The sequence below is a fragment of the Cyanobium sp. A1C-AMD genome, from assembly GCF_024346495.1.
GTDB classification, from domain to species: domain Bacteria; phylum Cyanobacteriota; class Cyanobacteriia; order PCC-6307; family Cyanobiaceae; genus Cyanobium_A; species Cyanobium_A usitatum.
The window spans coordinates 30334-57311 of record NZ_JAGQDB010000005.1 but is presented as its reverse complement, the minus strand read 5'-3'; the positions used below and the strand labels follow the sequence as shown (position 1 = coordinate 57311).

Sequence of the window (26978 nt, the reverse complement as noted above, 5' to 3'; positions counted from 1 at the left end):
TCTTAATGCGGCGGCTCAGTCCTGCATTACGGCTGTGGATGCCCTAAACGGGGTTCCGCCGGCTGGCTTACTGCTATTCGACTGCGTCTCACGAAGGGCAGTATTTACAGAAGAACGAGTACATGAAGAAACTGATTTAATCACCAGTAGTTGCGGAGCCGTACCGATGGCAGGGTTCTATACCTATGGAGAAATTGCCCGCACCAAAGGCGCAGGAGGCTTTCATAACCAAACCCTCGTAACACTGGCGATCGGCTAATGGAGACCTCCTGGTCCCTGCACATGCTTTCGGAGATCCTCTCAGCTTTCTCCACGGAGGATCCAGATAATCTCCGCAATGTGCTCAACCGGGTGGCTGAATCCGTTGATGCCGAGGTGGCTGCAATCATCTGCGATCAATCAATTAACTGGTGCATAGGGCTATCAGAACAGGACCAGCAACTGCTTCTGGGGGAGTTAAACAACCAACCCAGCGATATCACTATTCGTTCAGGCATCCTCCGCACCTGTTGGGCTCCAATGGGTCCAATGGACCTGCTGTTTGTGGGCCGCCTAGGTGAACGTTTTGACTTGGAGGAGCGTTCCCTGCTGCGAGCAATGGCCCGCAGCATCGAACTAAGTATAAAAATACTAAGGGCTGTTACATCGGAAAGACAGGCACGTAAGGACGCCCTTCTTCAAGCAACTCATGACGCCCTTACTGGTCTGCCCAATCGGCGCATGGTGCTGGATCGCCTGCAGGCGGCGCTTGATCATCTGTCTGTAGACAACTCTCTTTTGACCGCGGTGCTTTTTATCGATATAGATCGCTTCAAGTGGATCAACGATGCCTATGGACACAGCGCCGGCGACCAACTACTAATTCACGTCAGTCGTGTCCTAAAACACGTGGTTCGCCATGACGATCTAGTCGGTCGTCTATCGGGAGATGAATTTATCGTTATAATTCGTACAAGCCACAGAGATGATGCCAGTCAATTGGCCAGCCGGATAATCGCGGCAATCCGCCAGCCCCTCAAGGTTGCTGGCTCAGAACTCAGCCACACCGTGTCGATCGGCATCAGCTTTGCCCAACTAGGAGAAAGCCCATCAACTCTGCTGGAAAACGCGGACATGGCTATGTATCAGGCTAAGGCCTTAGGCCGTGGTCGCCACTCGAGCTTTCATTCGACCATGCGTCTGCAAGCCCAACAACGTCTCTCACTAGAGGAGGCCCTTGGCAACGCGGTGCAAAACGGGGAAATCAAAACCTTTTTACAACCCATCTTCCGCCTTGCCGACGAAACCCTCACGGGCTTTGAAGCCCTGGTGCGCTGGCAACATCCCCAACTGGGGCTGCTGATGCCAGCCGCATTTCTGGAACAAGCCGAGGACAGTGGCCTGATCCAGGCGATCGACATGTGCGTTTTTGCGAGCGCCTGCGCTGCCATCACTAGGTGGCAGCAGATTCACGGCCTAGGCAATCTGAGGTTGTCTTCAAACCTGTCTGCCCGCAGTCTTGCCGACCCACGGGTGAAGGTACATATCAAAGAAATCCTAGAATCAACAGGAATCAAGCCAACTAGTGTTTACCTAGAGATCACGGAAACAACTTTGGTCGACGACATTGAATCGACAGTAGCGACCATCAATGCACTACGAGATCTTGACTTACGCCTGGCCATCGATGATTTCGGGACAGGGTATTCATCATTGCTATACCTAAAGCGATTTCCCGTAGGTGCTCTTAAAATTGATCGTTCGTTTGTGAGTGGATTGGGAAGCAATTCAGAAGATGAAGTGATTGCAACCACAATCATCTCTCTCGCCAAAGCTCTCGAACTGGAGGTAGTTGCTGAAGGGGTCGAAAATGAGCACCAGCTGGAACGCATGCGCGAATTGGGTTGTGATTACGGCCAGGGATACTGGTTTGGACGCCCGATCAGCATTGAGTCAACGGACGTCGACTTCATCGAACCGCTTCGCCAGGCCCCCTTAACCCCCTAAACCCTTAGGGCATCCAGTACGGAACGGTCCTCCAAGGTGGAGGTGTCACCAGTCACTTCCTGGCCGGAGGCCAGGGCCCGCAGGATGCGGCGCATGATTTTGCCACTGCGGGTTTTAGGCAGGGAATCGGTGAAGCGAATCTCATCTGGCTTGGCGATCGGGCCGATCTCCTTGCCCACATGGGCCCGCAACTCGGCAACCAGGGCGTCATCGCCGCAGCGACCCGCCTCCAGGGTCACAAAGGCCACAATCCCCTCACCCTTGAGCTCATCGGGACGGCCCACCACCGCCGCCTCAGCCACGGTGGGATGGCTCACCAGAGCACTCTCAATTTCCATCGTGCCGAGTCGGTGACCACTCACGTTGATCACGTCATCAACCCGGCCCATGACCCAGAAGTAGCCGTCGGAGTCACGTCGGGCGCCATCACCGGCGAAATACAGGTAGGAGCCATCGGCGGGTCTGATCTCCTCCCAGTAGCTCTTGCGGAAGCGCTCCGGATCGCCATGCACGGTGCGCATCATTCCTGGCCATGGCCTACGTACCGCCAGGTAGCCACCGGCATCAGCTGGCTGGGAAACGCCGTCCATGTCGACGATGTCGGCGGCGATTCCCGGCAGGGGCAGGGTGCAGGAGCCGGGTTTGGTGGGGGTGGCGCCGGGCAGGGGGCTGATCATCACGCCGCCGGTCTCGGTTTGCCACCAGGTATCCACTACCGGGCAGCGGTCGCCACCGATCACATCCCGATACCACATCCAGGCCTCGGGATTGATTGGCTCACCCACGGTGCCCAGGATTCGCAACGAGCTCATGTCGTATTGATCCGGCACGGCTCGGCCTCCCTTCATAAAGGCCCGGATTGCCGTTGGGGCGGTATAGAAAATTGTGCAGCGATGCTTTTGAATTACCTCCCAGAAGGCGCCTGGCTTGCTCGGCCTGGGAGCACCCTCGTACATCACCGTGGTGGCGCCGTTAGAAAGCGGGCCATAGAGGATGTAGCTATGGCCGGTGATCCAACCCACATCGGCGGTGCACCAGTGGATGTCGTCTTCGCGGATGTCGAAGATCCACTGGAAGGTGAGGTGGGCCCAGAGGTTGTAGCCGGCGGTGGTGTGTACGACCCCCTTGGGTTTGCCGGTGGAGCCAGAGGTGTAAAGCACAAATAGGCGGTCTTCGCTGGCCATGGGCTCGGCGGGGCACTCGGCGCTCTGCCCATCCACCAGCTCGTGCCACCAGTGGTCCCGACCGGTGGCCATGGCGCAGTCGCCCTTAATCCGCTGCACCACCAGCACATGCTCAACGCTGGGTGCGCCGCCATTTGCCGCGAGTGCCTCATCCACCGCGGGCTTAAGGGGCACGGGCTTGTCCTTACGGAAGCCGCCATCGGCGGTAATCACCGCCTTCACCTGGCCATCGATCAGGCGATCCCGCAGGGCATCGGCCGAGAAGCCGCCAAATACCACTGAGTGGGGGGCACCAATGCGGGCACAGGCCAGCATGGCAATGGCTGCCTCCGGGATCATCGGCATGTAAAGGGCAACTAGATCCCCCTTGCCGATGCCAAGAGCTTTTAGTGCATTGCTCGCCTTACAAACCTCGGCATGCAGTTGGCGGTAGGTAAAGCTGAGGCTGTCGCCGGGCTCCCCTTCCCAAATCAGGGCGGTCTTATCGGCCCGAGGGCCATCGAGATGGCGATCGAGGCAATTGAAGCTCAGGTTGGTGGTGCCCCCCGCAAACCACTTGGCGAAAGGCGGATCACTCCAATCGAGCACCGAATCGAACGGGTCAAACCAGTGCAGCTCACTACGGGCAAGGTCGCCCCAGAAGCCATCGGGATCACATTCAGCCTTGCTGCATAGGGCCCGGTAGGCATCTAGAGAGCCAATGCGGGCCGAGGCGGCCAGCTCAGCTGGGGGCGCAAACAACCGCTGCTCCTGAAGCACCGATTCGATCGTCGGGCCCGTTGTGGCATCAGGCATGGGTGGCAGACAGGCGGATGCTGACGGGCGGTCTCTAACTGGCAGATGCCAAAGAAAATTTTAACCAGCTGGCGCCGAAGTCACATGCTCCGTGCACCGGCATGTAATGGGCCGTCGTGATGCAGGATAGATAGATGGGTCCTGCCGCCTGCCTGTTCGATCTCGACGGCCTGCTTCTAGACACCGAACCACTGCAGGCCAGGGCCTGGCATATGGCCGCCGCCCACTTTGGTTGCCAGCTCGGTGCTGAACAGTTGCTCAGGCTGCGGGGCCAGCGCCGGTTGGATTGTGCTGCCCTGGTATGCCGCTGGATCGCAGCTTCAGGTTCCAATCCCCCGAGTAGTGAGGCTTTGCTGGCCGTGCGCCAACCCCTGGCGGATGCCTTGGTGCCCACCGCTGCCGCAATGGACGGCGCCGCCGAACTAGTGCAGATTTGCAGGGATCACCACGTCCCCATGGCCCTGGTCACCAGCAGCTCCCAGGACGCCGTGCGTCGTAAGGCTGCACCCCACCGATGGCTAGAGCTGATCCAGGTAAGGGTTTACGGCGATGATCCAGCCCTGGCTGCGGGCAAACCGGCACCGGACCCATTTCTGCTCGCAGCTAGACGCCTTGGCTGCAATCCTCGCGACTGCTGGGCCTTCGAAGATTCAGCCGCCGGCATCGAAGCCGCAGTGGCCGCCGGTTGTCAGGTGTATGCCCTTGTCCCCAGCGAAGCGGACAGCCAAGCCACACCAGCTGGGGTGACCCGACTCAATTCGCTCAGAGATGTGCGCTGGTAGCTGGCTGAGCAGCGTCAGTAGAGGCGACTAAGGACGAAATCAGGCAGGGCCCGCAGGGCGCTGCGCGGTTCGGAGGGGGCTAGCCATTCCAAAGCTTCAGCTGCTTCTTGGGCGAAGCCTTCAGCCAAAGCCCGGGTGCGGGGGATGGCCTCGCAACCCCTCACCAATTCAAGGGCTTGCTCGAGATCACCTGCCTCACAAAATTCCCGTTCAATCAAGCCGGCTAGGGCAGGGCGCTCCTGCAGTGCATAAAGGGCCGGAGCGGTGAGGTAACCAGAGGCCAGATCGCTTGCAGCTGGCTTGCCGAGCTGCTGATCACTGCCAGTGAAATCGAGAATGTCGTCAACTACCTGGAAGGCCAAACCCAACTGGCGGCCGAAGCGATAAAGATCATCGAGCTGGGCTCCTGGCAAACCGGTAAGTACGCCAGCTGCCTTAGCGCTATTTGCAATTAGCGAGGCTGTCTTGCAGTAGCTCTTTTCGAGGTATGTCTCGAAGCTCTGGCCGGTGTCGTAGCGGAAAAGTCCCTGTTTCACCTCGCCGTCTGCCAAATCCATGATCACCCGGCTGAGCAGCTTCACCACCTCGAGATCATCGAGATTGGCCAAATGCCAGCTGGCCTGGGCAAAAAGGAAATCCCCCGCAAGCACCGCCACTCGATGGTTGAAACGGCTGTGCACCGTGTCAACTCCGCGCCGGGTTGCAGCCTCATCGACAACGTCGTCGTGGACAAGCGAAGCCGTGTGGATCATTTCAGTGATCTCGGCCAGGCGGCGGTGGCGGGGCCCCAGCTCACCGTCGGGGGCTACTGCCCGCGATAGCAAGAGCACAATGCCGGGTCTCAGCCTCTTACCACCTGCAGCAAACAGATGCTCTGCTGCAGCCTGCAAAATTGGATGGCCAGCTCCTATGAGGCTGCGCAGGTCGGCCAGCAGGGCATCTAGGTCAGCCTCTACGGGCTGGAGCAGCTCTGCAACCGTTGCCACAACACCTCCGCCGTGGCGTGATCCTAGAAGGCTCGCCCCATCGACCGCAGGTCCACCCGCTCAACGGCAGGCCGGTAACCCAACCAGCGGCTCGCCCCGTCGGCAAAGGCCTCCGCAGATCCACTGACGCAGACCCGGGTGCGCTCGGCTGGGGTCACCACCTCCACCGCTGCGAGTTCGCCCTCCGGCATGCCGCCCATGCTTGCCAAAAGGGGCCCTAGGCGCCGTACCGCCGATTCAGCTGGATCAACAAGCCGCACATGGGGAGGCAGTAGGGCCGTGAGCAAGGGGCGCAGCATCGGGTAGTGGGTGCAGCCCAGCACCACCGTGTCGACACCGGCTGCGAGTAGGGGCTCCAGGTATGCCTTGGCTTCCCCTATCAGGGCTGGAGACTGGAGATCACCGGCCTCGATCAAGGGCACGAAGGTGGGACAGCCCACCTCGAGCACAGAGGTGTGGGGCCGGCAGGCATGGATTGCCCGCCTATAGGCACCGCTTGCGGCTGTGGCGGGAGTAGCCAACACCCCCACGCACTCGCTGTTTAGGTCGGCAGCAACACTGTCGATCAGGCCCACCACGGGAACGCCGGCCTCCGCCACGGCCACATCAAGAGCGAGGGCATTGGAGGTGTTGCAGGCCATCACCAGAACCCCCACCTGCTGGTGACGCAGCCAGCCCACCACCTCAGCCGCAATCGAGCGGATATCGGCGACGCTGCGCTGGCCGTAGGGAACCCGGGCCGTATCCCCGAGATAAAGGCAGGAGGAATGGGGATAGCGCTCCTGAAGTCGCCGCAGCACCGTGAGGCCCCCCAAGCCGCTGTCAAATAGCCCCACCAAAGCGCTCATGGCTGACCCTGCAGGGCGTTAAGAATCCCAGCGCTCAGAGCTAAAGCCATGCGACGACGGAAATTGGCATCGGCGAGGCGCCGGGAATCGAGTTCACCGGTGACGAAGCCCATCTCAACAAGAGCAGAGGGCATAACCGTGCGGCGGATCACGAAAAAGCGTCCGGTGCGCACGCCGCGATCTGGACTGCCAGGGGAAATGGCCACCATTTGCTCCTGCAAGGCCGCAGCCAGGCGACGGGAGGGCGATCCCGCACCCTCAAAGAAAAAGGTCTCGATGCCATTCACATCGGGACGGGCCATGCTCAAGGCGTTGGCGTGCACGCTCACAAACAGATCGGCACCGCTGCTGTTGGCCAGGGCCACCCGGGGAGGCAGGTCAACGTCCACCTCGGAGGTGCGTGTCATCAACACCTGGACGCCGCGGGCCTGCAATAGCCGGGCGATTTGCAGACAAACATCAAGCACTACGTCGGTTTCCCGTAGGCCACCAATGCCGACGGCACCTGGATCGGGGCCCCCATGGCCAGGGTCGATCACCACCTTGAAGCGGCCCCGGGGCACAACCGGCAAGCCATCGGCGGAGAGGGGCGTAGCTGCGGTGGGGAAGAAGGTCTGCTGATCGGCGCCAAAGCTGGCGACAGCATCGAGGTCTCCCTCGCCGAGGCCAAGCCCAGCTTGGTTGCCAAGACCCGGCAACTCCATGCGCCAGCGGTCGCGGGAGGTGCCCACCAGGCGCAGGCCAGAGGGATCGAGCTGGGTACCTGGCGCAAATTCCAGCACCAGGCGGGTTGTGAAGCCATCCGGACGACCAATCCGTACCTCACGCAAGGCACCACTGCCTCGCACAGTGCGTGTGCGCGATGGGGCACCAGGGAGGTCTACCCAGACCCGGGGGCCCCTAAAGCCTGTACCAGCCTCGAAAAAGGCCTGGGGGCGTACATCGATACTGGTACGTAATTCCAGCTGGCCACTGCGGGAGACGCGCCAGGCCGCCAGGGAAGAAGCCCAGGCCGGCAGATCAGCCAGCACCAAAGCAACCGCTGCAAAAGCAGCAGTCCACCGAAATCTGACGGACCAGGGCATCGGGACAGTCAGAACAGGGCCGGCCGGCGGTGCCTCAGGCTGGGCATCTGGGCCCTCACCCTCTGGGCATGGACCGGATCGATCGGGGCAATGGCAGCGCTGACACTTACGCCAGCATCTGCCAGCACCGTGCCCCAAGGGTCGATTACCAAGGCATGGCCGTGGCTCTGCCTGCGTCCGTAGTGCTGGCCCGTCTGGGCGGGGGCGACCACGTAGGCAGTGTTTTCAATCGCCCGGGCCTGCAGCAGCACCTGCCAGTGGTCCTTGCCGGTAAAAGCGGTAAAGGCTGCGGGCACAAACAAAACATCAGCCCCTGCCTGGGCCAGGTGGCGATAAAGCTCAGGGAAGCGAACGTCGTAGCAGATCGACAGGCCAATCCTGCCAAGACCGGGCACATCAACTACCGGGGGCAGTTGGTCTCCGGGCTGCACCGTGGCTGATTCCCGATAGGTGTTGCCGTCGGGCAAATCCACATCGAAGAGGTGGATTTTGTCGTAGCGAGCCAGCAGCTGGCCCTCCGTTCCCACTAACTCAGCTCGGTTGAAGGTCTGCCCTGGTCCAGCTTGGACGGGGAAGCCTCCGCCTAACAAGGTCACTTGATAGCGGCGCGCCATCGTGACAAGGAAGCTGCTGCAGCGCTCCGCCAACGATGGGGCCAGCTCAAGGCGCTGCTCGTCCTCCCCCATGAAAGCGAAGTTTTCGGGGAGCCCGACCAACTCAGCGCCGCGACGGGCAGCCAGCTCGATCTGTTCTTCCGCTGAAGCGAAATTCGCATCCGGATCCGGGGTGCTGGTGAGTTGCACAGCTGCCGCCAGAAAACTGCCCACTCACTGCCCCAACCAGTCCGTCAAACTTTAAAGGAACTGCCAGGAGGCGGTTCGCGCAGCTGGGATCAACTGGCCTTCAGCACCCCGGGTTCGGCCTGAAAGGGCACTAGTTGCAGGCTGTCGACAGCTGCGCAGCAAGCAAAATCGGCGTCATGGTCGCCGAGATTGATCAGGCGCTGGCCGTGACTTGCAGTGCGCAAGCAGGTCTCGGTATCGAGGTGCCACTGCTGCCAGAGAGCAAGGGCCGCCAGCATTTCGTCGTTGCCGAAGCTCACACCGATATGGGGAGCCACCGCCATCTCAATCGCCGCAGAAGCAACGGCACCTGCAGCGAGGCTGTCTTCGAGGGAGTAATCGCCCTCCCAGCCACTGCCCACGATCCAGACCCGGCAGCACTCCTGATCAAGCAAACGCCGTGCTACTGCGGTGCGGTTGGGGAGACAGGCCGTCAGCAACAGAGGCACCGACTTGACGGCCGCTAAGGAGCGGGTGCCATTGGTGGTGCTCATGAATATGCGTTTGCCACCCACCAGCTCGGGGGTTACCGCAAGGGGAGAGTTACCTAGGTCGTAGCCCGCCACCCTCTGGCCGCCTCGCTCACCGGCACGCAGTCGCTGCTGCGCCGGCCAGGCAGCCGCTGCTGCTTCAAGCTCCTCCAGGCTGGCGAAGGCCTCGATCGCCTCAGCTCCGTTCTGCAAGGACCAAGCAATCGTGGTCGTTGCCCGTAGAACGTCGATAACTACTGCCGCATCTGGCCCACCCTCCGCCAGGGACCTGACGGGTGGCACGCATTCAGAGGAGTGGAAGTAGGAAATTTGCACAGCCGCGGCCCCAGTTCAGGTGCGTCACAGTAGTCACCGCTCATAAAAGTCGATGCCGAATAAGGGAATTAGTCAACGCAGTCGCCGGGATTTGCGCGGCTTCATCGACCTCCTGGACCAACGGGGTCGGCTGAGGCGCGTCACCGCGCCGGTGGATCCAGACCTGGAATTAGCAGCGATTGCCGACCGGGTGCTGGCAGCTGGCGGCCCGGCCCTGTTGTTTGAAAATGTGATTGGCTCCACCATGCCGGTGGCTGTGAACCTGCTGGGTACCCAGGAGCGGGTGCTCTGGAGCATGGGCATGGAGCAACCAGAGGAGCTGGAACGGCTCGGCGAGCGCCTGGCCCTGCTGCAGCAACCCCGACCCCCTAAAGGGGCCAGGGAGGCGCTGCGCTTTGGCTCGGTGCTGCTGGATGTGATCAAAGCCCGGCCCGATCTCGACCTCACCCCTCCCTGTCACCAGCAGGTGTTTAAGGGCGAGGCGGTGAATCTTGATGCCCTGCCCCTGCTGCGGCCCTGGCCCGGCGACGGCGGCCGGATCATCACCCTGGGCCTGGTGATCACCAAGGATCCAGAAACTGGCACACCCAATGTGGGCGTGTACCGGCTGCAACAACAGTCGCTGAACTCAATGACCGTGCACTGGCTGAGCGTGCGCGGTGGCGCCCGCCACCTGCGCAAGGCGGCGGCGATGGGCAAAAAGCTTGAAATCGCCATTGCCATCGGCGTGCATCCGCTGCTGGTGATGGCGGCCGCCACGCCGATCCCGGTGCAGTTGAGCGAGTGGCTATTTGCTGGCATCTACGCCGGCGAGGGCGTCCGGCTCGCTAGGTGCAAAACGGTGAATTTGGAGGTACCGAGCCACAGTGAGGTGGTGCTGGAAGGCACTATCACCCCTGGCTCTGAGCTGGCTGACGGACCATTTGGCGACCACATGGGCTTCTACGGCGGCGTCGAAGATTCGCCCCTCGTCCAGATCCAGTGCGTCACCCAGCGACGTGATCCGGTGTACTTCACCACCTTCAGTGGCCGGCCCCCCAAGGAAGACGCCATGTTGGCGATCGCCCTAAACCGCATCTACACGCCGATCCTGCGCCAGCAGATCCCTGAAATCGTCGATTTCTTTCTGCCGATGGAGGGGCTCAGCTACAAACTGGCTGTGATTGCCATCGATAAGGCCTATCCAGGCCAAGCCAAGCGGGCGGCGATGGCCTTCTGGAGCGCCCTGCCCCAGTTCACTTACACCAAATTTGTTGTGGTGGTGGATAAAAGCATCAACATCCGCGACCCGCGCCAAGTGATCTGGGCGATCAGTGCCCAAGTGGATCCGCAGCGGGATTTGTTTGTGCTCGAAGACACCCCTTTTGACAGCCTCGATTTCGCCAGCGAGCGCCTGGGCTTGGGCGGCAGGCTGGCGATCGATGCCACCACCAAGATTGGTCCGGAGAAGCGCCACCCCTGGGGCGAACCGCTTAGCCGTCCCGCCGAGCTGGAGTCCAGGCTCGATGCCCGTTGGGCCGAGCTTGGCTTGGCAGATATCGGTAAGGACGAGCCAGATCCAGCCCTATTTGGTTACACCCTGGAGCACGTGCTGGAGCGGCTGGCGGGGCGGGCAACGGCTAAGGCGTAATGCTTTCTCGCCAGGCCAGCCATGCTCTTAAGGCCCTGTTGGAGCTGGCAGCAAGGCCCTTGGATTGGCAGTCAACCCACGCGCTGGCCACGGCCCAACAGTTACCCGAGCCAATGCTTGAGCAGCTGCTGCTGCGTCTACGGCGGGCCGGACTACTGGAGGCGAGGCGAGGTCGGGTGGGGGGGTACCGACTTAGCAGGCCAGCCCGGGCAATTTCAATGGAGCTGATTTTGGCGGGGCTTGGCGAAGCTTTGACAGACAGTCCGCACCGGCTTGCAACGTCGGAGCCGGCCAACTCTCCAGCCGATCAAGTGACCAATGCATTGCACCTACGGCTAGAGCGGGTCCGACAGAAGGCGCTGGCGGAACTCAGTCTCGAAGACCTGCTGTTCGACCTGCGCAGCGCCGTGGCCGGATCCGATGGCGAGGGTGGGGTGATGCTTGGTTAAGCCATGGGCCTCCCCACAGTTCATTGCTGGAGCAAGCCGATGACTCCCTCCATCGCTATGACAATCGGCGGCAGTGATTCCAGCGGCGGCGCCGGCATCCAGGCCGACCTCAAGACCTTCACGAGCATGAAGGTGTACGGCTGCTCGGCCATCAGCTGCATCACCGCCCAGAACAGCACAGGTGTCAGCCGCGTGGACGCTCTGTCGCCAGAGGCCCTTAGCGCCCAAATCACCGCGGTGAGCACAGACCTGCCGGTAGCGGCCCTTAAAACCGGCATGTTGCTCAATGTCGGCCTAATTGAGGCCACTGCTGCCGCCTTGGCGCCGCTGACGATCCCGAAGTTGATCGATCCGGTGATGGTGTCGCGGGCAGGTTCAGTGCTTCTTGAACCCAGCGCCATCGCTGCCTACCGGCTGCTGCTGCCCCAAGCCGAGCTGCTCACCCCCAACCTGCATGAAGCCCAGCTACTCAGCGGCGTGACGATCGAGGCAGCTACCGATCTGGAGCGTGCGGTTGAGCAAGCGGCGCAGAGCCTGCTGGAGCTGGGGTCAGCAGCGGTGCTGGTCAAGGGCGGCGGCCGGCCAGGGCTGCGCGGCCGCGACTTCCTGCTGCAGCGCCATGCCCCAGGGCAGTGGCTCAGCCACGCGCCAATCAGCACCACCCACACCCACGGCAGTGGCTGCACACTAGGGGCAGCGATCACCGCCCAGCGGGCCCTCGGGAGATCCCTTCAGGAGGCAGTGATCGAGGCCAAGCGCTACGTGGAAGGCGGCTTGCGCTCCGCCCTCGCCATTGGCGCTGGTCACGGTCCTCTATGCCACTGGCACGCCTATGGATCAGTCGGGCAGCGGCGCGCTCCATAGGATCGGCCAACTGCCGTCAGTGCTTCGTGGCCCATTCCGCCGCTAAATCCGCCCCGCTCAGCCTGGCTGGCGGCGGCACTCTGGTGGGAACCGTGCAGGTACCCGGCGATAAATCAATCTCTCACCGGGCCCTTTTGTTTGGGGCTATCGCAGAAGGAGAAACGCGCATCGAGGGCTTGCTACCAGCGGAGGACCCGCTCAGTACGGCCGCCTGCCTGCGGGCCATGGGAGTGGAGGTGTCGCCGATTCAGGCAGGCCAGCCTGTGACTGTGCAAGGCGCCGGCCTTGATGGCTTCCAGGAACCTGGCGATGTGCTCGATTGCGGCAACTCGGGCACCACCATGCGGCTGATGCTGGGGCTGCTGGCAGGCCGGGTTGGCCGCCACTTCGTGCTCACTGGTGATGGCTCCCTACGGGGCAGGCCGATGCGGCGGGTCGGAGCTCCCCTGGCCCAAATGGGTGCCCAGATCTGTGGCCGCGGCGACGGCAACTTCGCACCGTTAGCGGTGCAGGGCCAGCCCCTGCACGGCACAACCATCCACACCCCGGTGGCATCAGCCCAGGTGAAGAGCGCCATCCTGCTTGCCGCCCTCACCGCTGACGGACCCACCACCGTGATCGAACCGGCCCAGAGCCGCGATCACAGCGAACGAATGCTGCGGTCCTTCGGCGCCGAGTTGTCTGTGGGCGGTGCGGGTAACACGGTTGTGACCCTGATCCCGGGGCAAACGCTCAAAGGTCAAGCGGTGGTAGTGCCAGGTGACATCAGCTCCGCCGCCTTCTGGCTGGTGGCCGGTGCCATCACCCCAGGCGCTGAGATCACAGTGCAGAACGTGGGGCTCAACCCCAGCCGAACCGGCATCCTCGAGGTACTGGAGCAGATGGGCGCCCAAATAAGCGTGCTCAACCTCCGGGATGTGGCCGGAGAGCCGGTGGGAGACCTGCGGGTTTGCCACGGCCCGCTGCAAGCCTTTGATATCGGTGGCGAACTGATCCCCCGGCTCGTGGATGAAATCCCAGTACTGGCGGTAGCCGCCTGCTGCGCCCAGGGCATCAGCCGTATTCGTGACGCTGAGGAGCTGCGGGTCAAGGAAACAGACCGCCTCGCGGTCATGGCAAGGCAGCTCGGTGAGATGGGCGGCCGCATCGAGGAATTCGCAGACGGCATGACTATCAGTGGCTGCACCGAACTGCACGGCGCAGAGGTTGACAGTGAAACCGACCACCGGGTTGCCATGAGTCTGGCGGTTGCTGCCGGCATCGCCCGGGGGGACACCCTGCTGCACCGGCCGGAAGCGGCAGCCGTCTCCTATCCGGGCTTCTGGGACGACCTAGCCCGCCTCAAGCAGCAGGCAAGTTGATAGGTAGTCCACGTAGATTCCCGGCCAGTCGTTACCACCTGCCCATGCTCGCCGTTGCCGTATTGGCCGCAGGGAAGGGCACCCGCATGAAGAGCGCCCTGCCCAAGGTGCTCCAGCCCCTAGCCGGCGCCACCCTGGTGGAGCGGGTACTGGCGAGCTGCGAGCAGCTTCAGCCAGAGCGGCGCCTGCTGATCGTTGGCCACCAGGCCGAGCGGGTGGAGCAGCAGCTGCAGGGCCTAAGCGGCCTTGAATTCGTGCTGCAACAGCCCCAGAACGGCACTGGCCACGCCGTGCAGCAACTGCTCGAACCGCTAAATAACTTCAGCGGCGATCTGTTGGTGCTCAATGGCGACGTGCCGCTGCTACGCCCCCAAACCCTTGCGGCCCTGCTGGAGCAACACCGCAGCAGTGGCGCTGCCGTGACTCTGCTCACGGCCAGGCTGGACGATCCCAGTGGCTACGGGCGAGTATTTGCCGATGCCAACGGCTCCGTCAGCGCGATCGTGGAGCACCGCGACTGCAACGACCAGCAGCGTCTCAACGACCTCACCAACGCCGGTATCTACTGCTTCAACTGGGCCAAGTTGGCCGAGGTGCTGCCCAAGCTCACCACCGACAACGACCAAGGCGAGCTCTACCTCACCGACACGGTGGCCCTGCTCCAGCCGGCCATGCACCGAGAAGTGGCTGATGCTGACGAAATCGCCGGTATCAACGACCGGCTTCAGCTCAGCCAATGCGAGACGGCTCTGCAGGAGCGGCTAAAGCGCCACTGGATGGCTGAGGGTGTGAGTTTTGTGGATCCAGCTAGCTGCACCCTCAGCGAGGACTGCCGGTTTGGCCAGGATGTTGTTGTTGAACCCCAATGCCACTTCCGCGGCAGCAGCTCCATCGGCGATGGCTGCCGCATCGGGCCCGGCTGCTTGATCGAAGACAGCAGCTTGGGAGCAAGTGTGACCGTGCTCTATTCAGTGCTGCGCCAAGTGCAGGTTGCTGATCACTGCTCCATTGGCCCCTTCGCCCAGCTACGCCCCGGCAGCTCATTGGCAGAGCACTGTCACATCGGCAATTTTGTGGAAGTGAAAAACAGCAGTCTTGCCAATGGAGTGAAAGTAAACCATCTCAGCTATATCGGCGACGCAGATCTGGGCGCTAGCGTGAACGTGGGAGCAGGCACAATCACCGCCAATTACGACGGTGTGCGCAAGCACCGCACCGTGGTGGGTGCCGGCAGCAAAACCGGGGCAAATTCCGTGCTTGTAGCACCATTGACCCTGGGCGAAAACGTCACCGTTGGTGCCGGCTCGACGATCACTAAAGACGTGCCGGCCGGCTCGCTCGCCTTGGGCCGTGCTCGCCAGCTCGTCAAGGAAAACTGGTCCACCCAGTTAAACCAGCCGAGCCCTCAAACCCCATAGGCTGCGCCAATCTTCCCCAGCTTTTATGAATCGCGACAGGCGTCCTGCGGCTTCACCAGATAAGGATGGCTTTCTCTACGAGCCGGTAGAACGGTTTGGCGAGAGCATGACCAGCCCCAAACCCTGGAACAAGGCTGCCTTGGCCGGGGTGGAATTATTAAACGGGCGGATGGCCATGCTGGGCTTTGCCGCAGCAATCGTCGGCGAGCTTCTCACCGGCAAGGGCATGGTGGGCCAGCTGGCCGCCATGTTGCATTGGTATTTGGGCTGAGAGCAGAAAGGTCCCGAGTGAACCACCACCCAGGACCTTCGCCCGAAGGCACAACATCGTGAAATGCTGCTCCTTGAGCATCATGGCTGATCGTGTCGAGCCCGGCGAGCCCTATTAAAGAAGGGGGATCAAGCGCTCCAGAGCAACACCCCGGCTGGCCTTGAGCAAAAGAACATCTCCAGGCTGCAGCCATTGCTGCAATGGCTCGGCCGCAGCCTCCGGGCAATCCACCTGCCTTAAACGCGATAGGCCAGTGGCCGCCTCAACCATGGCCGCCCCTTCCTCGCCCTGGTCCACGATCACCAGCCCATCAAGGTCTAGTTGCCTTGCCCGCTCGGCCACGCTGCGGTGCAGAGCGAGGCTCTGCTCGCCCAGCTCGAGCATCGTGCCGAGCACCGCGAAGCGGCGGCCAGGCTGCTGGGCCAGCAGCTCCAAGGCAGCAAGCACCGCCTCCGGTGAGGCGTTGTAGGTCTCGTCAAGTATCAGCAAGCCATTTTGCTGCAAACGGCGGCTGCGTCCTCCGGGCAGATCCACCTGTAGGGGCCGCCAACGCTCAGGCTCAAGGCCGAGCTCTCGAGCTACCGCCATGGCAAGCATCAGGTTGCGGGCGTGATGCACTCCCTCTAGCGGCACGGGCAGGGCCACTCCGGCCAACTCCAGAATCTCCTCCTGGCAATCAAGGCTGCCCACCAGATCTGCGGCAGCTTCATAGCCTTCTCCCTGCAGGGCAACCCGCACTACCCGGCCAGACCACACCCTGGCCAGGGCACGGTCCAGCAGGGGATCACCAGCCGGGATCACCACCAAGCCATCGGGCCTTAAACCAGCCACGATTTCGCACTTAGCCGTTGCGATTGCCTCGCGACTGCCAAGCCGGCCGATGTGGGCTGTGCCGATGTTGGTGATCACTGCCACATCGGGGCTGGCGCAGCGACTCAGCCGTTCGATCTCACCGAGGCCCCGCATGCCCATTTCCACAACCAAGGCCGCCTGATCAGGGCCTGCGCCAAGCAAGGTCAGGGGGACGCCTACGTCGTTGTTTTCGTTGCCGCTAGAGGCCCAAATCGGCCCAAGCGGAGCCAGGGCACTACGGATAAGTTCCCGCGTGGTGGTCTTACCGGCAGAACCGGTCACCGCCACCACTGGCGCTGCAAGCTGCAGGCGCCAGAGACCCGCCAGGTCCTGGTAAGCCTGCAGGGTGTCCGGCACCAGCCAGAGGGGCACGTGAGCTGCGGCAGCAGCAGCCAACACACTGGCCTGGGAGGCTGGCGCAAGGTGGCCCGCCTGGGCTGTGAGAGCGGCTGCACCCGCCTTAAGGGCAGCGGCAAGGAAGCCATGGCCATCGAAGCGCTCGCCAATCAGCGGCAGAAAAAGGTCGCCGCCGCTGAGTTGGCGGCTATCGGTGCAGATGGCCTGGGGGGCAAGCTTCAGCTCCGCCTGATCCACGGCCAGGGGGCCGGTGGCGGGTTGACCCCAGAGCTCCTGCAACTGGGCTAAACGCAGACTCATCGTCGGCAGTCGGGGGCGATGCGGAGGATCATGCCTGAGGAATTGTCTCCGCCTCCAACAGCACCATGCCGCTACCCACCCGGGCGGCCTGAGCCAGCAGATTGCCGCCAGGGGCTACCAGGCGCAGACGCTCATAACCCAACTCACGGCTGCGCTGCAGCCAGAGATCGGCTTGCTGCTGGCGTCGCTGCAATGGCAAGCCTGCCCAGGTACTAAACAGCTCCAGGTCGAGCAGCCCCTGCTCAGGGTGGGGGAGCGCAGAAGAAATGCTGCCATCGGGGTCATCGTTTGAGAGCAGGGCCAGCAGGGGGTCTAGCTCAAGGCGCACGGCAGGAGCAGGCTCTGCAAGCTCAGGAGGCTCAGGGGAGCTTGGCGCTGGACCAACAGAGCGAGCAGCTGGCTGGCCTAGGGCCTGCGGGAGCGGCAGGTCAGAACGGGGGGCAAGTCGTTCAGCAAGTTGTTCAACAACTGGTTGAGAGGCTGCACTATCCGCGATATCAAAAGTGGTTGGGCTGGGGGTGGGGCTATAGAAGACAGTTTTTATCAGCAGCGTCAGCAAACACGCCAATACAGCCAGGCTGAGGGCTAGCAGCACCGGCCAAAAAAAGGCCGCAAGCCCTTGGGGCCAAAAGCCAGGCACGGATAAATCTCCCTCCCGGTTGCGGCGCACCAGCTCCCGCAGCTTGAGCACCGTGCTGGCCAAGGCGGCACGCAGGTCCACGGCAAGACGCCCCCAAGGTTCTTCGTAAAGGGCCGGATAGGGAGCTGGTGGCTCCGAGCGGCCCGATCTGTCGGGGGCTGAGGTGGGTGGCGTCACCAAAAGAGGTTCAACGACGCTTCAGCAGGGAAGCCAGACCCCGCCGGCTGGGGTCCGCATCTTGACCCTGGGAGAAACGCTCAACGGCGGCAGCCTCAGGTGTTGGCTCCTTTACCCCGCAAACGTCGCGGTACATGGCGTCGTATTCGAGCGCCGAGCGGGCCCAGCTGAAGTCCACGCCCATGCCCCGGCGCTGGAGTTCCTGCCAACTGGCCTGATTGCGATAGGCCTCCCAGGAGCGCACGATCGCCGTGTAAAAGTCGATTGGTTCATAACGGTCGAAGCCATAGCCGTTGCCGCTGCCAGCCAGGGGGTCGTTGGGGGGCACGGTGTCCACCAGACCGCCCACCATCCGCACCACCGGAATCGATCCGTAGCGCATCGCCAGCATCTGGCTGATACCGCAGGGCTCAAAGCGGCTCGGCATCAAGAAGGCGTCGCTGCCGGCATAGATCAGCCGAGAGAGGGCGTCGTCGTAGGTGAGGAAAACGGCGAAGCGGCCGGGATGGCGCGCTGCCATCTGCCATAGCCCCGACTCATAGGTGCGATCCCCCGTGCCGAGAACAACAACCTGGCTGTCGGTGTAGGCCAACACCCGATCAGCAACCTGCAGCAGCAGGTCGACACCTTTTTGATCGACTAGCCGGCTCACCATCCCCATTAGGTAGGAGCGGGGATTCACAGCCAGGCCAAAGCGCTCCTGGAGGGCCTGCTTATTAACGGCACGGGGGGCTAAATCCGCAGCCGAAAACTGAGCTGGCAGGCTGGCATCAGTGGCTGGATTCCAGTCTTCGGTATCAATGCCGTTGAGAATGCCGCGCAACTTGCCACTGATGAAATTCAGCAAGCCATCTAGATGCTCGCCGTATTGGGGCGTGCGGATCTCCATCGCATAGGTGGGAGACACCGCATTGACCCGATCTGCATACAGCAAGGCCGCCGCCATCGTGTGGTCCCCTTGCATATACCAGGGACACCAGGTAATGCGATCAAGCTTCCAGCGCCAAGGTCCCTGATACTTGAGATTGTGGATTGTGAAAACGGTGCTGATCTCCGGGTCTTGGTGCATCCACACAGGCAACATCCCGGTGTGCCAGTCGTGGCAGTGCAGCACCTGAGGTTTCCAGTGATGCCAGCAGAATTCCGCAGTCGCGCTGGCAAAGAAAGTGAAGCGCCAATCCTCGTCTTCACCGCCGTAGATGCGCTCCGGATCAAACACCGGATGGCCCACTAAATAGAGAATCAGGCCGTTGGTTGGATGGCGGGCCTCAAAGACAGCGAAGTCATTGCCCATCGTGTGGCCCCGCCAGATGGGTTCGGGCGAAACCTTCAACTTCGACCACAACTTGCCGTAACCCGGCAAGATGATGCGTACGTCGTGCCCTAAGGCGGCTAGGGCCGGGGGCAGGGAACCCACCACATCTCCCATGCCCCCGACCTTGATCATCGGCGCGCATTCGGCTGCCGCAAACAAGACCCGCATCCCAGAGTTACCGGAGGTGGGCGCAACTCTACGGGCGTCGCTAGGGCAGCACCGTCACGGGGGTGCCCATCTCCACCAGATCGAACAGTTCCCGCACATGCTCATCCAGTAGGCGCACGCAGCCGTGGGAAACGGCCTGGCCCACGCTGTGCCGCTGGGGTGTGCCGTGGAAGCCAGCGCTGACGCAACCCTTCACCACAAGGTGCTCGCTGCCGTTGAAGCCGGCGCGGCCCTTGCAGTCGCGGTGGAAGCCAATCCAGCGGCTGCCAAGGGGGTTGGCAGGTCCAGGCGGGATGCGTTGGCCGGTGGCTGGGTGCTCCCAGGTGGGGTCTACCGCTAGCTCGATAACCGAAAACTGACCCACCGGGGTCTCCCAGCCCGGCCGGCCGACACCCACTGGAAAGCGTTTGCGCTCCTGGTTGCCCTCTAGTACCAACAACTGGCGCTGGCGCCGGTCAAGGACGAGCCGACGATGCTGAGATGGCTCTCCAGCTGCAACGGCAAGGGGTGGCGCAATTAAGTCGGCTCCCACAAGCAAGAGCGGAAGCAAAGGCAGCAGCCCCAAACAACCCACTGCCCTGAGATGAAATCCGTCTGTTTTCAAGGTAACCAGGGAGCATCGGAGAAGTCTGGCGGTCGCTTCTCAAGGAAGGCATTGCGCCCCTCCTGGCCCTCCGCTGTTCGATAAAAGAGATGGGTGGCCTGGCCGGCCAGCTCCTGAATTCCTGCTAATCCGTCGGTTTCAGCGTTGAAGGCAGCCTTGAGACAGCGGATCGCCGTCGGGCTGTGCTGCATCACCTCGCGCGCCCAGCTGATCCCCTCCTGCTCCAACTGATCAAGGGGCACAACCCCATTCACCAAGCCCATGGCCAAAGCCTGGTCGGCCCCGTATTGACGACAGAGAAACCAAATCTCCCGTGCCTTGCGCTGGCCCACCAGCCGGGCCAGGTAGCCGGCGCCAAAGCCGCCATCAAAACTGCCCACCCGTGGTCCAGTCTGGCCAAATACGGCGTTCTCAGCCGCCAGGCTCAGATCGCAAAGCAGGTGCAGCACCTGGCCACCACCGATCGCGTAACCGGCCACCAGGGCAATCACCACCTTCGGCAAGCTGCGGATCAGGCGTTGCAAGTCCAGAACATTGAGACGGGGCAAACCCGACTCGTCGAGATAGCCCCCATCGCCGCGCACGCTTTGATCGCCGCCAGCGCAAAAGGCCCAGCCACCATCAGCCGCTGGGCCGGCTCCGGTAAACAACACCACCCCAACCCGAGGGTTGTCGCGAACTCGGGAAAAGGCGTCGCAAAGCTCCTGCACGGTGCGGGGCCGGAAGGCGTTTCGCTTGTGGGGTCGGTTGATCGTGATGCGGGCGATCCCCTCCTCGCACAGGTCAAAAAGGATGTCCTCGTAGGAGCCGGCGGGCTGCCACTGCACCGCTGACGGGGTCGGGGAGGAAGGGCTCAAGACTGCATCAGGGCTTGGGCGGCCATTCTGCGCAAGGTCTGGCGTCTGAGTGCATCGGCGCGGCGATCGCTCACCAGCTCAAGCAGTGCCAGCGGCTGATTCAGCGCCCAGTCCAGCTGGGATGGCAAGTCAGCGAGCTGCTCCACCCTGCGCCCCGGCACGCCATGGGCTGCAGCCAAAGCCAAGTGATCAAGCTGCTGGGGCATGGCAAACAGCCTCTCGAAATCCAGGGCCTGCTCAGGCGTGGTGCGAATTGGCAGCTGCTCAAAGATGCCGCCACCGCCGTTATTGATCAGGATCACGGTGAGTCGCCCCTTTAGTTGGCGCTGCCAGAGCCAGCCATGGCTGTCATGCAGCAGGGCCAGATCACCGGTGAGCAGCACCGCCTGGCCATGGGCCTCTGCGACCCCGCAGGCGATCGACAGGGTGCCATCGATGCCTGATGCCCCTCGAAACCCATAAACCGGTCGCCAGGGGGCTGCGGGGTTAGCGAAGCTCTCCCAATCGCGCACGGGGCTGCTGTTGGCAAGCACCAGCGGCAAGCCGGCAGGCAGCAAGAGCCCCAGCTGGCGCGCCAAACAAAGCTCGTTAACACCAGTTTCTGCCCCATCACCGCTGGCCAGTTGCTGATCTAGCCAAAGCTGTAATTGCTGCTCCCGCTGCCGCCAGCGAGACCCAAACTGCAGGGCCTCGGCGCTGGGGCCGCCGGCCCAAAAAGATGGAGGCAAGCTGGCGCTCCAGGCGGCCAAACCGGCTGCGCTCTGCTGGCATCCGCTGCCGTGCCATCCACTGCCGAGCCGTCCGCTGCCGAGCGGATCAAGACATCTCGGCTCGCCCTCACTGACAAGCCACTGGAGAGGGTTTCGATCGGCCAGCCAGCGCTGTAGGCGGCGGCTGGCAGGCAAGGGGCCAAGGCGCAGCACCTGGGCTGAACGCAGCATGGGTTCAGGAGCCTCGAGCAGTAGGTCGTAGCTGCTGATCAAATCGAGGTCAGCCAACCCCCGCAGCCCGCTGAGTCCATCGGCCAGCACGGGCCAGCCCGTGCGCCGCTGCCAGCGCAGCAAAGCCTCCACATAACCAGGCCAGCTCTGGGGCAGGCCGCGCCAGGGACCAGCCACAACCACGCCTGGCTGGTCTGGATCGGGAGCGGGGCTGAAGGGCGTTTCCTGTATCCCTGATCCAGCAGCACTCAGGGCGGTCTCGGCAAATGACGGTGATCTTGACGAAAGGGAAGGTGTCTCAAGAGAACCGTCGGCGATGGCCTCAAGCAGCGCCGGACCGTCCGCATGTAGAGGTTCGGCAAAGGGAAGGTTGAGGTGCACTGGCCCCGGGGCCAGGGCAGGGGGCCGGGTGGCAGACCATGCCTGGCGAGCCAGGGCGGCGATGGCAGCGTCTGTCATGGCAGCCAGTCCAGTGCCATCGCCCTGGCCAAACCAGCGCACACTGGCGGCCAGAAAGCTTTCCTGGTTCACGGTCTGGTTTGCCCCACAGCCCTTGAGCTGGGTGGGGCGATCAGCACTGATCAGCAATAGGGGGATGGCGCCATAGTCCGCTTCCACCGCGGCGGGCAGCAGGTTTGCCACAGCGGTGCCCGAGGTAGTGACAACAGCAACAGCTTTTCCAGTCGCCCTGGCCAATCCCAAGGCAAAAAAAGCGGCAGAGCGCTCATCAATGGCGGTGTACAGCGCCAGCCCGCGCGGCTCGAGCACCCCCAGGGCCAGGGCCAGGGCACCGGAGCGACTGCCAGGACACAACACAGCCTGGCTGAGCCCCTGGCCCATCAGGGCCTTCAGTAGCAGCAGCGCCGCCTCGAGATTGCGACGGGCCAACTCCACGCCAGGGCGGTTCATGATGGACTGGACCAGTCTCCCCTGCTCCCTTGTCGTCCTCGCCCCGCAGCAGCACTCCCAGCCTGGTCGAAACCCTGCGCCGCCAAGTGGTGCCAGTGCTGGCATGGGTCTTGCTGGCCCTGGTGCTGCGCTGGGCGGTGCTGGAACCCCGCTGGATTCCCTCGGGATCAATGCTCCCGGCCCTGCAACTGCAGGATCGGGTGCTGGTGGAGAAGCTGCGCGCCCGGCTGCATCGCCCCCTACCGATCGGCACCGTGGTGGTCTTCCATCCCCCCACAGCCCTAATAGCCGCTGGCTACGACCCCAAGGCGGCCCTGATCAAGCGGGTGGTGGCACAAGCTGGTGATGAAGTGGAGGTGCGCGATGGTGTGCTTTGGCGCAACGGCAGCAAGGCGGCGATCGATTGGTCTGCTGAACCGATGGACTACCAGCTGGAACCCCTCACTGTGCCCCCAGACCATCTGCTTGTTTTGGGCGACAACCGTAATGCCAGCTTGGATTCCCACCTCTGGGGGCCCCTGCCTCAAAAGGCCTTGATCGGCACGGCGGTGCTTCGCTACTGGCCCCTCAATCGGTTTGGCTGGTTACGGATCTCCGCCATGGGCCACCCCCCTGGTACGACGAATGAGCTGGGGTAAGGTGCAATCCGGATGCAGCGCACGCCGGCGATGTTCAACCCGGAGTTCCTGACCACCGATAACGAAGCAATCAGCGGTAACTCGTTGATTCAGTACCTGCAGGAGCAGTCTCCTGATGTGCTGCAAAGGGTTGCGCGCTCAGCCAGTGGCGACATCCAGGACATCATTCGCCACAACGTCCAAGGGTTGTTGGGGATGCTCCCCGGCGAGCAGTTCGAGGTCAAGATTCAGACCAACCGAGAAAACCTCGCTGGCCTACTGGCTTCGGCGATGATGACCGGTTATTTCCTGCGCCAGATGGAACAGCGCATGGAACTGGACACGAGCCTGTTGGGCTGCGGAGATCTGGACAGCGATCTCGATGCCGACCCAGGCGAGCTCAGGCTCTGAGCTAGCTCAAACTCAGTAAACCCCTAAGCCAGAATCACCTGGTCAAGAACCCCCTGGCCCAGACTCTGCGGGCTGCTCCGGCACCACTCCAAAGCGCAGGAGTGTTTTGTCAATGCCGCTCAGGTAGGCCCAGCTGCCCCTATCTGGTGCCCAATCTCGCCCTTCCAGGCAGGCTGCAAGCTCCCCTAGACGCTGAGGGCTGCAAGCCACGGGAGCCTCGTAATGGGCCGGCACCAGCCAGCGGATCTCGGATTGGCCAGCCAAGGTGCGGATCCACGTCACCAGGGCGGCCCGGCAGCGTGGAAAGACCAACCGCTCCAAGACAGGCGCCACCAGTAGTGCGGCCTCAGGGCCGGGCACCAAACTCCGAAATTCAGCCTGCCAACCCTCCTGCCAGCGGAAGGGATAGAGGCCGAAATAGGCCCGCGGCGAGCGCACCCCCGCGGCCAGCAGGCCGGCAAGCAACTCCCTGATGCCAGGAACCTGCAAATGATCTGGGCGGAGATAGGAGGCAAACAACACCAGTCGCTGCCAGCCCCGTCTGCGGCAATCAGGAGTGTCGAGCAAGGGCGCATCACCGCGATCCCTGGCATGGAAAAGCAGCGGCGTTGGATCGGCATCAAATAGCTCTGGGGGTTGCTCACTGATGGCCACTAGGGCATCGGTGAGCAACAGGCAACCGCTAGCGCGGTGCAGGCAGGCCGCCTCCATGAAGGTGCCCAGGCCTAGGTCTAGGGGCCCGAGCGGTAGCCAGTGCAGCTCATCGGCATGGGGAAGCCCCTGCTCAAACAGCACCCGGGTGCGCTGGGCCGGGAACCCCAGCCAAGCCAGCGGCAGCGGCAAGGGGAAGCTCCACTGCCGTGGTGTCACCCACACCTCAGCAGCGGGGAACGCCCTTGCCATCGCCGGCACCGGCAGCTTGTGCTCGAGGCCAGAGCTGGTGGGCAGCACGATCGTGCAAACGGGCCCGTAGCGGTGCTCCAGCTCGGCAAGAGCTGCCCGCACCTCTCCAGTGGGTGGCACGGGGGCATAGAGCAACAGACCACCCCGCACACGCACCACCGTCATCCGGATCGGCACTGCCACGTAAAACACCCCTTGGAGCTGCTCGAAACTCCAGACCTGGCCAAGGATCAATTCGCGCACCAAGGTGCGGCGGCGTCCGTAGGGGTAGAGCGGCAACAGCGGCCACCAGGGCCAGCTCTGATCTGCGCCCGGCGCAGCTTGATCTCGGCTGGAGAGCTGGTTCACCTCAGGCCAGCAGCACCAAGCTGACACTCATCACCACCATTCCTGCCGTGAGGCCAGCAATCATCACGTGGTGATGGGCCCCGGTGCGCTGGGCGGCAGGCAGCAATTCGTCGAAGCAGATGTAAACCATCAGTCCGGCGACGCTGGCAAAAACCAAGCCCATCACCGTGTCGCTGAGGAATGTTCTTAAAAAGACGTAGCCCACCACTGCACCGATTGGCTCAGCAAGCCCTGAGGCGAAAGACACCCAAAAAGCAGTGCGGCGGCTCCCAGTGGCGTAATACACCGGAGCTGAAATCGCCAGGCCCTCGGGAATGTTGTGGATGGCGATGGCAATGGCGATGCTGATGCCAAGCTTGGGACTTGAGAGGGCACCAACAAAGGTGGCTAAACCCTCTGGAAAATTGTGGATTCCAATCGCCAGGGCCGAAAACAAACCTGTGCGGAGCAAGGTCTGGGACTGGGCCCTGGGAAAGTTGGCCTCAGGAAGGGTCAGATCATGGCTGGGTAGGGCATTGTCGATCAAGGCAATCACCACCATGCCAGCAAAAAACGCCAGCACGGTGACCGCATAGCCCGTAGTGGCTCCAAGCCCAAGGGCCAGCGCTTGCCTGGCCTTGGGAAATATCTCCACAAAGGAGACAAAAATCATCACGCCAGCCGAAAAGCTCAACGACAAACTGAGCAACTTTGGGCTGAATCGCCTCGACACCAGGCCAAGCAAACTACCGAGCCCGGTGCAAAGACCGGCTGCCAGGGTGAGTAGAAAGGCATACAGCACCCGCTGATCGATGGCAATCAAGGGGTTGGCTCCGCTGCCATCAGTTCTGAGCTGTCCATGCCGGCAGGGGGCAGGTTGCGAAGCCATTGCCGGCCCTGCTCGAGAAAGGCAGGCCAGTCGAGTTTTTCAGCCGCCGCTGCCTTGGCCACCAACAGGGGTGCCTGGCGTTTGATCTCGGCGAGATCCGGCTCGCTCACCCCCGCCGAGAGGGCCAACATGTCAGCCATGGACCTGGCCACAACCCGGGTGAGATAGGCAGCGCTGAGCGCCTGCAACGCCCCCCCCACCAGCCAGGTGGCGCCATGCAATTTGACTAGGCCAGTAAGAAGCTGGCTGCTCCACTCCACCACCCCCTGGGCGAGGGCTGCCTTGGCGAGCTCACTAGCGGCTGCCTGCAGTTGCTCGAAAGTCCAGGGGCAATCCCAGAGGCGAGCCATCTCGCGCAGCATCAAGCCATTAGCCACCGCCAGCACCAGCAGGTCGAGGCTGGGCAGGGGCGCCGCCACCACACCAGCCGCCACCAGCCATTGGGTGCGCCGCTGAAGTGGCAGAAAGTGCTGCCGCCGCAGCTGCTCGAGCTCGCACTGCCACAGACCATGCAATTGCTCAAGACGACGCAGCTGGCGGCCGCGGCGCAGCTCCGCTCCGGCACTGGCGAGGTGCCGGGCTAGGGGCGAAATGCTGGCTGCAAGAGTCGTGGGCAGGCCATTCCAAAAGAGCAGACGCTGGGAAAGATCCTGTCCAAGCTGGGAGCGCAATTCAGCTGCCAGACCTTCGAGAGTCTGGTCACCTCTGCTGAATTCCACCAGCAGCCAGGCGGGCTGAGCGGCGGGTAGGGCCTCGAGCCAGCGCAGATCGGCAGCTGAGAGAGGAGTGCGCAGATGGTGGATCAGCAGGTCGCAGGCAGCAAATGCTTCAGGCCAAGACCAATCGTTGCTCCATGCCGGCAAGGGGTGGGCCCAGTGCAGCTGCAGGATCTCGGAACCACGCAGGGCCTCGATCAGATCTGGTTGCAGAGCCAGAGCCGGAGGACAGGTACCCACTAAGGCCAACTGCAAGCCCTGCCGATCCAGCTCCTGGCGCAGGGCTGCCAGTTGGTTCTTGCGCATCCGGCTGGCTAGCTCAGCCTTGGCTGGGGCTGGCTCCGCTGCCAACCGTAAAAACTGGCCCTCAAGCTGCTCCAGGCGCCCCAGCCAGCCGGGCACATCCGTAGGGGCTGGCCCCCGGGGTTGGCGGCGGCGCAGCAGCGAAGCACCCAGGCCCAGGCCAGCCAAGGTGAGGCCAGAGGCGATGGGCAGGTGACTCAACCGCAGCAGCCCATCGAGGGCAAACCAGCCCATGACCCCGGTGCCGATAGCCGGCAGCCAAGGTTTGATGGTCGTGGGCATGGCCTGGCGGACCATGGCTAACCCGGCGAGCTGGGGGAGGGTCACCGGCGGCGTCAACGGCGCTGGACAAGCTGATGCATCTCTAGCTCACCTTGAGACGCTG

The 26978-nt window shown here is 62.7% G+C and carries 26 protein-coding genes; 11 read left to right on the top strand and 15 right to left on the bottom strand.

Features of this window, described 5'->3' with window-relative positions; all coding sequences use genetic code 11:
* Together KBY74_RS01995 and KBY74_RS01990 are read left to right on the top strand one after the other, a co-directional pair.
* Positions 1-259 (top strand): FIST C-terminal domain-containing protein (locus KBY74_RS01995; RefSeq protein ID WP_254941268.1); only part of this gene is annotated, 259 nt, incomplete at its 5' end.
* 23 nt (positions 260-282) lie between these two features.
* On the top strand, positions 283-1986 hold the full coding sequence (locus tag KBY74_RS01990) for a bifunctional diguanylate cyclase/phosphodiesterase (protein WP_254941267.1): 1704 nt from the start codon (positions 283-285) through the stop codon (positions 1984-1986).
* On the opposite strand, the gene acs is transcribed toward KBY74_RS01990, so the two are convergent.
* Positions 1983-3965, bottom strand: coding sequence for an acetate--CoA ligase (acs, locus tag KBY74_RS01985; protein ID WP_254941266.1), 1983 nt, complete (start codon positions 3963-3965; stop codon positions 1983-1985). The two genes, KBY74_RS01990 and acs, sit on opposite strands and share 4 nt — an antisense overlap.
* A 134-nt stretch (positions 3966-4099) precedes the next feature.
* Between acs and KBY74_RS01980 the strand changes: the two genes are divergently transcribed.
* Positions 4100-4747, top strand: coding sequence for an HAD family phosphatase (locus KBY74_RS01980; RefSeq protein ID WP_254941265.1), 648 nt, complete (start codon positions 4100-4102; stop codon positions 4745-4747).
* A 14-nt stretch (positions 4748-4761) separates the two neighbouring features.
* Here the strand turns inward: KBY74_RS01980 and sds are convergent, their stop codons facing one another.
* The 5 genes from sds to KBY74_RS01955 form a co-directional block, all read right to left on the bottom strand.
* The gene (sds, locus tag KBY74_RS01975; protein ID WP_254941264.1) at positions 4762-5733 is read right to left on the bottom strand and encodes a solanesyl diphosphate synthase; all 972 of its coding nucleotides are present in this window, start codon (positions 5731-5733) and stop codon (positions 4762-4764) included.
* Positions 5734-5756: 23 nt separating this feature from the next.
* The gene (gene murI, locus KBY74_RS01970) at positions 5757-6581 is read right to left on the bottom strand and encodes a glutamate racemase (RefSeq protein WP_254941263.1); all 825 of its coding nucleotides are present in this window, start codon (positions 6579-6581) and stop codon (positions 5757-5759) included.
* Positions 6578-7666, bottom strand: coding sequence for an N-acetylmuramoyl-L-alanine amidase (locus KBY74_RS01965; RefSeq protein WP_254941262.1), 1089 nt, complete (start codon positions 7664-7666; stop codon positions 6578-6580). Before KBY74_RS01965 ends, murI begins: the two co-directional genes overlap by 4 nt.
* A gap of 8 nt (positions 7667-7674) precedes the next feature.
* The gene (locus tag KBY74_RS01960; RefSeq protein ID WP_254941261.1) at positions 7675-8493 is read right to left on the bottom strand and encodes a carbon-nitrogen hydrolase family protein; all 819 of its coding nucleotides are present in this window, start codon (positions 8491-8493) and stop codon (positions 7675-7677) included.
* A 65-nt stretch (positions 8494-8558) separates the two neighbouring features.
* Entirely contained in the window at positions 8559-9314 is a 756-nt protein-coding gene (locus KBY74_RS01955) for a 2-phosphosulfolactate phosphatase family protein (protein WP_254941260.1), read from the bottom strand.
* A gap of 52 nt (positions 9315-9366) precedes the next feature.
* Here KBY74_RS01955 and KBY74_RS01950 point away from each other — a divergent pair, with 52 nt between their 5' ends.
* Genes KBY74_RS01950 through KBY74_RS01925 form a run of 6 tightly spaced genes read left to right on the top strand, consistent with a single transcriptional unit; the run spans position 9367 to position 15307 of the window.
* Complete coding sequence (locus KBY74_RS01950) at positions 9367-10944, top strand: UbiD family decarboxylase (protein WP_254941259.1); 1578 nt, start codon at positions 9367-9369, stop codon at positions 10942-10944.
* The gene (locus tag KBY74_RS01945) at positions 10944-11393 is read left to right on the top strand and encodes an Rrf2 family transcriptional regulator (protein ID WP_254941258.1); all 450 of its coding nucleotides are present in this window, start codon (positions 10944-10946) and stop codon (positions 11391-11393) included. The genes KBY74_RS01950 and KBY74_RS01945 overlap by 1 nt, the downstream gene beginning before the upstream one ends.
* Before the next feature lie 39 nt (positions 11394-11432).
* Positions 11433-12257 (top strand): bifunctional hydroxymethylpyrimidine kinase/phosphomethylpyrimidine kinase, encoded by an 825-nt coding sequence (thiD, locus tag KBY74_RS01940; protein WP_254941257.1) that lies wholly within the window; start codon positions 11433-11435, stop codon positions 12255-12257.
* 26 nt (positions 12258-12283) lie between these two features.
* Positions 12284-13618, top strand: coding sequence for a 3-phosphoshikimate 1-carboxyvinyltransferase (gene aroA / locus KBY74_RS01935; protein WP_254941256.1), 1335 nt, complete (start codon positions 12284-12286; stop codon positions 13616-13618).
* Positions 13619-13662: 44 nt separating this feature from the next.
* Positions 13663-15036: a bifunctional UDP-N-acetylglucosamine diphosphorylase/glucosamine-1-phosphate N-acetyltransferase GlmU gene (gene glmU / locus KBY74_RS01930; RefSeq protein WP_254941255.1), complete on the top strand. Its 1374-nt coding sequence runs from the start codon at positions 13663-13665 to the stop codon at positions 15034-15036.
* A 25-nt stretch (positions 15037-15061) separates the two neighbouring features.
* On the top strand, positions 15062-15307 hold the full coding sequence (locus tag KBY74_RS01925) for a chlorophyll a/b-binding protein (protein WP_254941254.1): 246 nt from the start codon (positions 15062-15064) through the stop codon (positions 15305-15307).
* 114 nt (positions 15308-15421) lie between these two features.
* On the opposite strand, the gene murF is transcribed toward KBY74_RS01925, so the two are convergent.
* The 6 genes from murF to menD are packed head-to-tail and all read right to left on the bottom strand — an operon-like array spanning position 15422 to position 22427.
* Complete coding sequence (gene murF / locus KBY74_RS01920; RefSeq protein ID WP_254941253.1) at positions 15422-16816, bottom strand: UDP-N-acetylmuramoyl-tripeptide--D-alanyl-D-alanine ligase; 1395 nt, start codon at positions 16814-16816, stop codon at positions 15422-15424.
* Between the two features lie 28 nt (positions 16817-16844).
* Positions 16845-17633, bottom strand: a complete 789-nt coding sequence (locus KBY74_RS01915) for a hypothetical protein (protein WP_254941252.1) — start codon at positions 17631-17633, stop codon at positions 16845-16847.
* A 10-nt stretch (positions 17634-17643) separates the two neighbouring features.
* Positions 17644-19116 carry a glycogen synthase GlgA gene (gene glgA, locus KBY74_RS01910; RefSeq protein ID WP_315859024.1) on the bottom strand — a complete coding sequence of 491 codons (1473 nt, stop codon included), beginning with the start codon at positions 19114-19116 and terminating at the stop codon, positions 17644-17646.
* A 40-nt stretch (positions 19117-19156) separates the two neighbouring features.
* Positions 19157-19666: a L,D-transpeptidase gene (locus tag KBY74_RS01905; protein ID WP_254941251.1), complete on the bottom strand. Its 510-nt coding sequence runs from the start codon at positions 19664-19666 to the stop codon at positions 19157-19159.
* A gap of 50 nt (positions 19667-19716) precedes the next feature.
* Positions 19717-20577: a 1,4-dihydroxy-2-naphthoyl-CoA synthase gene (gene menB, locus KBY74_RS01900; RefSeq protein WP_254941250.1), complete on the bottom strand. Its 861-nt coding sequence runs from the start codon at positions 20575-20577 to the stop codon at positions 19717-19719.
* Positions 20574-22427 carry a 2-succinyl-5-enolpyruvyl-6-hydroxy-3-cyclohexene-1-carboxylic-acid synthase gene (menD, locus tag KBY74_RS01895; protein WP_254941249.1) on the bottom strand — a complete coding sequence of 618 codons (1854 nt, stop codon included), beginning with the start codon at positions 22425-22427 and terminating at the stop codon, positions 20574-20576. The genes menB and menD overlap by 4 nt, the downstream gene beginning before the upstream one ends.
* Positions 22428-22489: 62 nt before the next feature.
* Between menD and lepB the strand changes: the two genes are divergently transcribed.
* Together lepB and KBY74_RS01885 are read left to right on the top strand one after the other, a co-directional pair.
* Entirely contained in the window at positions 22490-23065 is a 576-nt protein-coding gene (lepB, locus tag KBY74_RS01890; RefSeq protein WP_254941275.1) for a signal peptidase I, read from the top strand.
* Between the two features lie 30 nt (positions 23066-23095).
* Entirely contained in the window at positions 23096-23455 is a 360-nt protein-coding gene (locus tag KBY74_RS01885) for a DUF760 domain-containing protein (RefSeq protein WP_254941274.1), read from the top strand.
* Between the two features lie 42 nt (positions 23456-23497).
* Here KBY74_RS01885 and KBY74_RS01880 read toward each other — a convergent pair whose 3' ends face one another.
* Genes KBY74_RS01880 through KBY74_RS01870 form a run of 3 tightly spaced genes read right to left on the bottom strand, consistent with a single transcriptional unit; the run spans position 23498 to position 26920 of the window.
* A complete protein-coding gene (locus KBY74_RS01880) occupies positions 23498-24706 on the bottom strand; it encodes a DUF4336 domain-containing protein (protein WP_254941248.1) in 1209 nt (402 codons plus the stop codon).
* Between the two features lies 1 nt (position 24707).
* The gene (gene zupT, locus KBY74_RS01875; RefSeq protein WP_254941247.1) at positions 24708-25508 is read right to left on the bottom strand and encodes a zinc transporter ZupT; all 801 of its coding nucleotides are present in this window, start codon (positions 25506-25508) and stop codon (positions 24708-24710) included.
* Positions 25505-26920: a YcjF family protein gene (locus KBY74_RS01870; protein ID WP_254941246.1), complete on the bottom strand. Its 1416-nt coding sequence runs from the start codon at positions 26918-26920 to the stop codon at positions 25505-25507. The genes zupT and KBY74_RS01870 overlap by 4 nt, the downstream gene beginning before the upstream one ends.
* Positions 26921-26978: the final 58 nt, after the last annotated feature.

Coding starts and splice junctions, on each gene's coding strand:
- KBY74_RS01990 (WP_254941267.1), top strand. CDS start 283: ATGCTTTCGGAGATCCTCTCAGCTTTCTCCACGGAGGATCCAGATAAT.
- acs (WP_254941266.1), bottom strand. CDS start 3,965: ATGCCTGATGCCACAACGGGCCCGACGATCGAATCGGTGCTTCAGGAG.
- KBY74_RS01980 (WP_254941265.1), top strand. CDS start 4,100: ATGGGTCCTGCCGCCTGCCTGTTCGATCTCGACGGCCTGCTTCTAGAC.
- murI (WP_254941263.1), bottom strand. CDS start 6,581: ATGAGCGCTTTGGTGGGGCTATTTGACAGCGGCTTGGGGGGCCTCACG.
- KBY74_RS01965 (WP_254941262.1), bottom strand. CDS start 7,666: ATGCCCTGGTCCGTCAGATTTCGGTGGACTGCTGCTTTTGCAGCGGTT.
- KBY74_RS01950 (WP_254941259.1), top strand. CDS start 9,367: ATGCCGAATAAGGGAATTAGTCAACGCAGTCGCCGGGATTTGCGCGGC.
- KBY74_RS01945 (WP_254941258.1), top strand. CDS start 10,944: ATGCTTTCTCGCCAGGCCAGCCATGCTCTTAAGGCCCTGTTGGAGCTG.
- thiD (WP_254941257.1), top strand. CDS start 11,433: ATGACTCCCTCCATCGCTATGACAATCGGCGGCAGTGATTCCAGCGGC.
- glmU (WP_254941255.1), top strand. CDS start 13,663: ATGCTCGCCGTTGCCGTATTGGCCGCAGGGAAGGGCACCCGCATGAAG.
- KBY74_RS01925 (WP_254941254.1), top strand. CDS start 15,062: ATGAATCGCGACAGGCGTCCTGCGGCTTCACCAGATAAGGATGGCTTT.
- murF (WP_254941253.1), bottom strand. CDS start 16,816: ATGAGTCTGCGTTTAGCCCAGTTGCAGGAGCTCTGGGGTCAACCCGCC.
- glgA (WP_315859024.1), bottom strand. CDS start 19,116: ATGCGGGTCTTGTTTGCGGCAGCCGAATGCGCGCCGATGATCAAGGTC.
- menD (WP_254941249.1), bottom strand. CDS start 22,427: ATGAACCGCCCTGGCGTGGAGTTGGCCCGTCGCAATCTCGAGGCGGCG.
- KBY74_RS01885 (WP_254941274.1), top strand. CDS start 23,096: ATGTTCAACCCGGAGTTCCTGACCACCGATAACGAAGCAATCAGCGGT.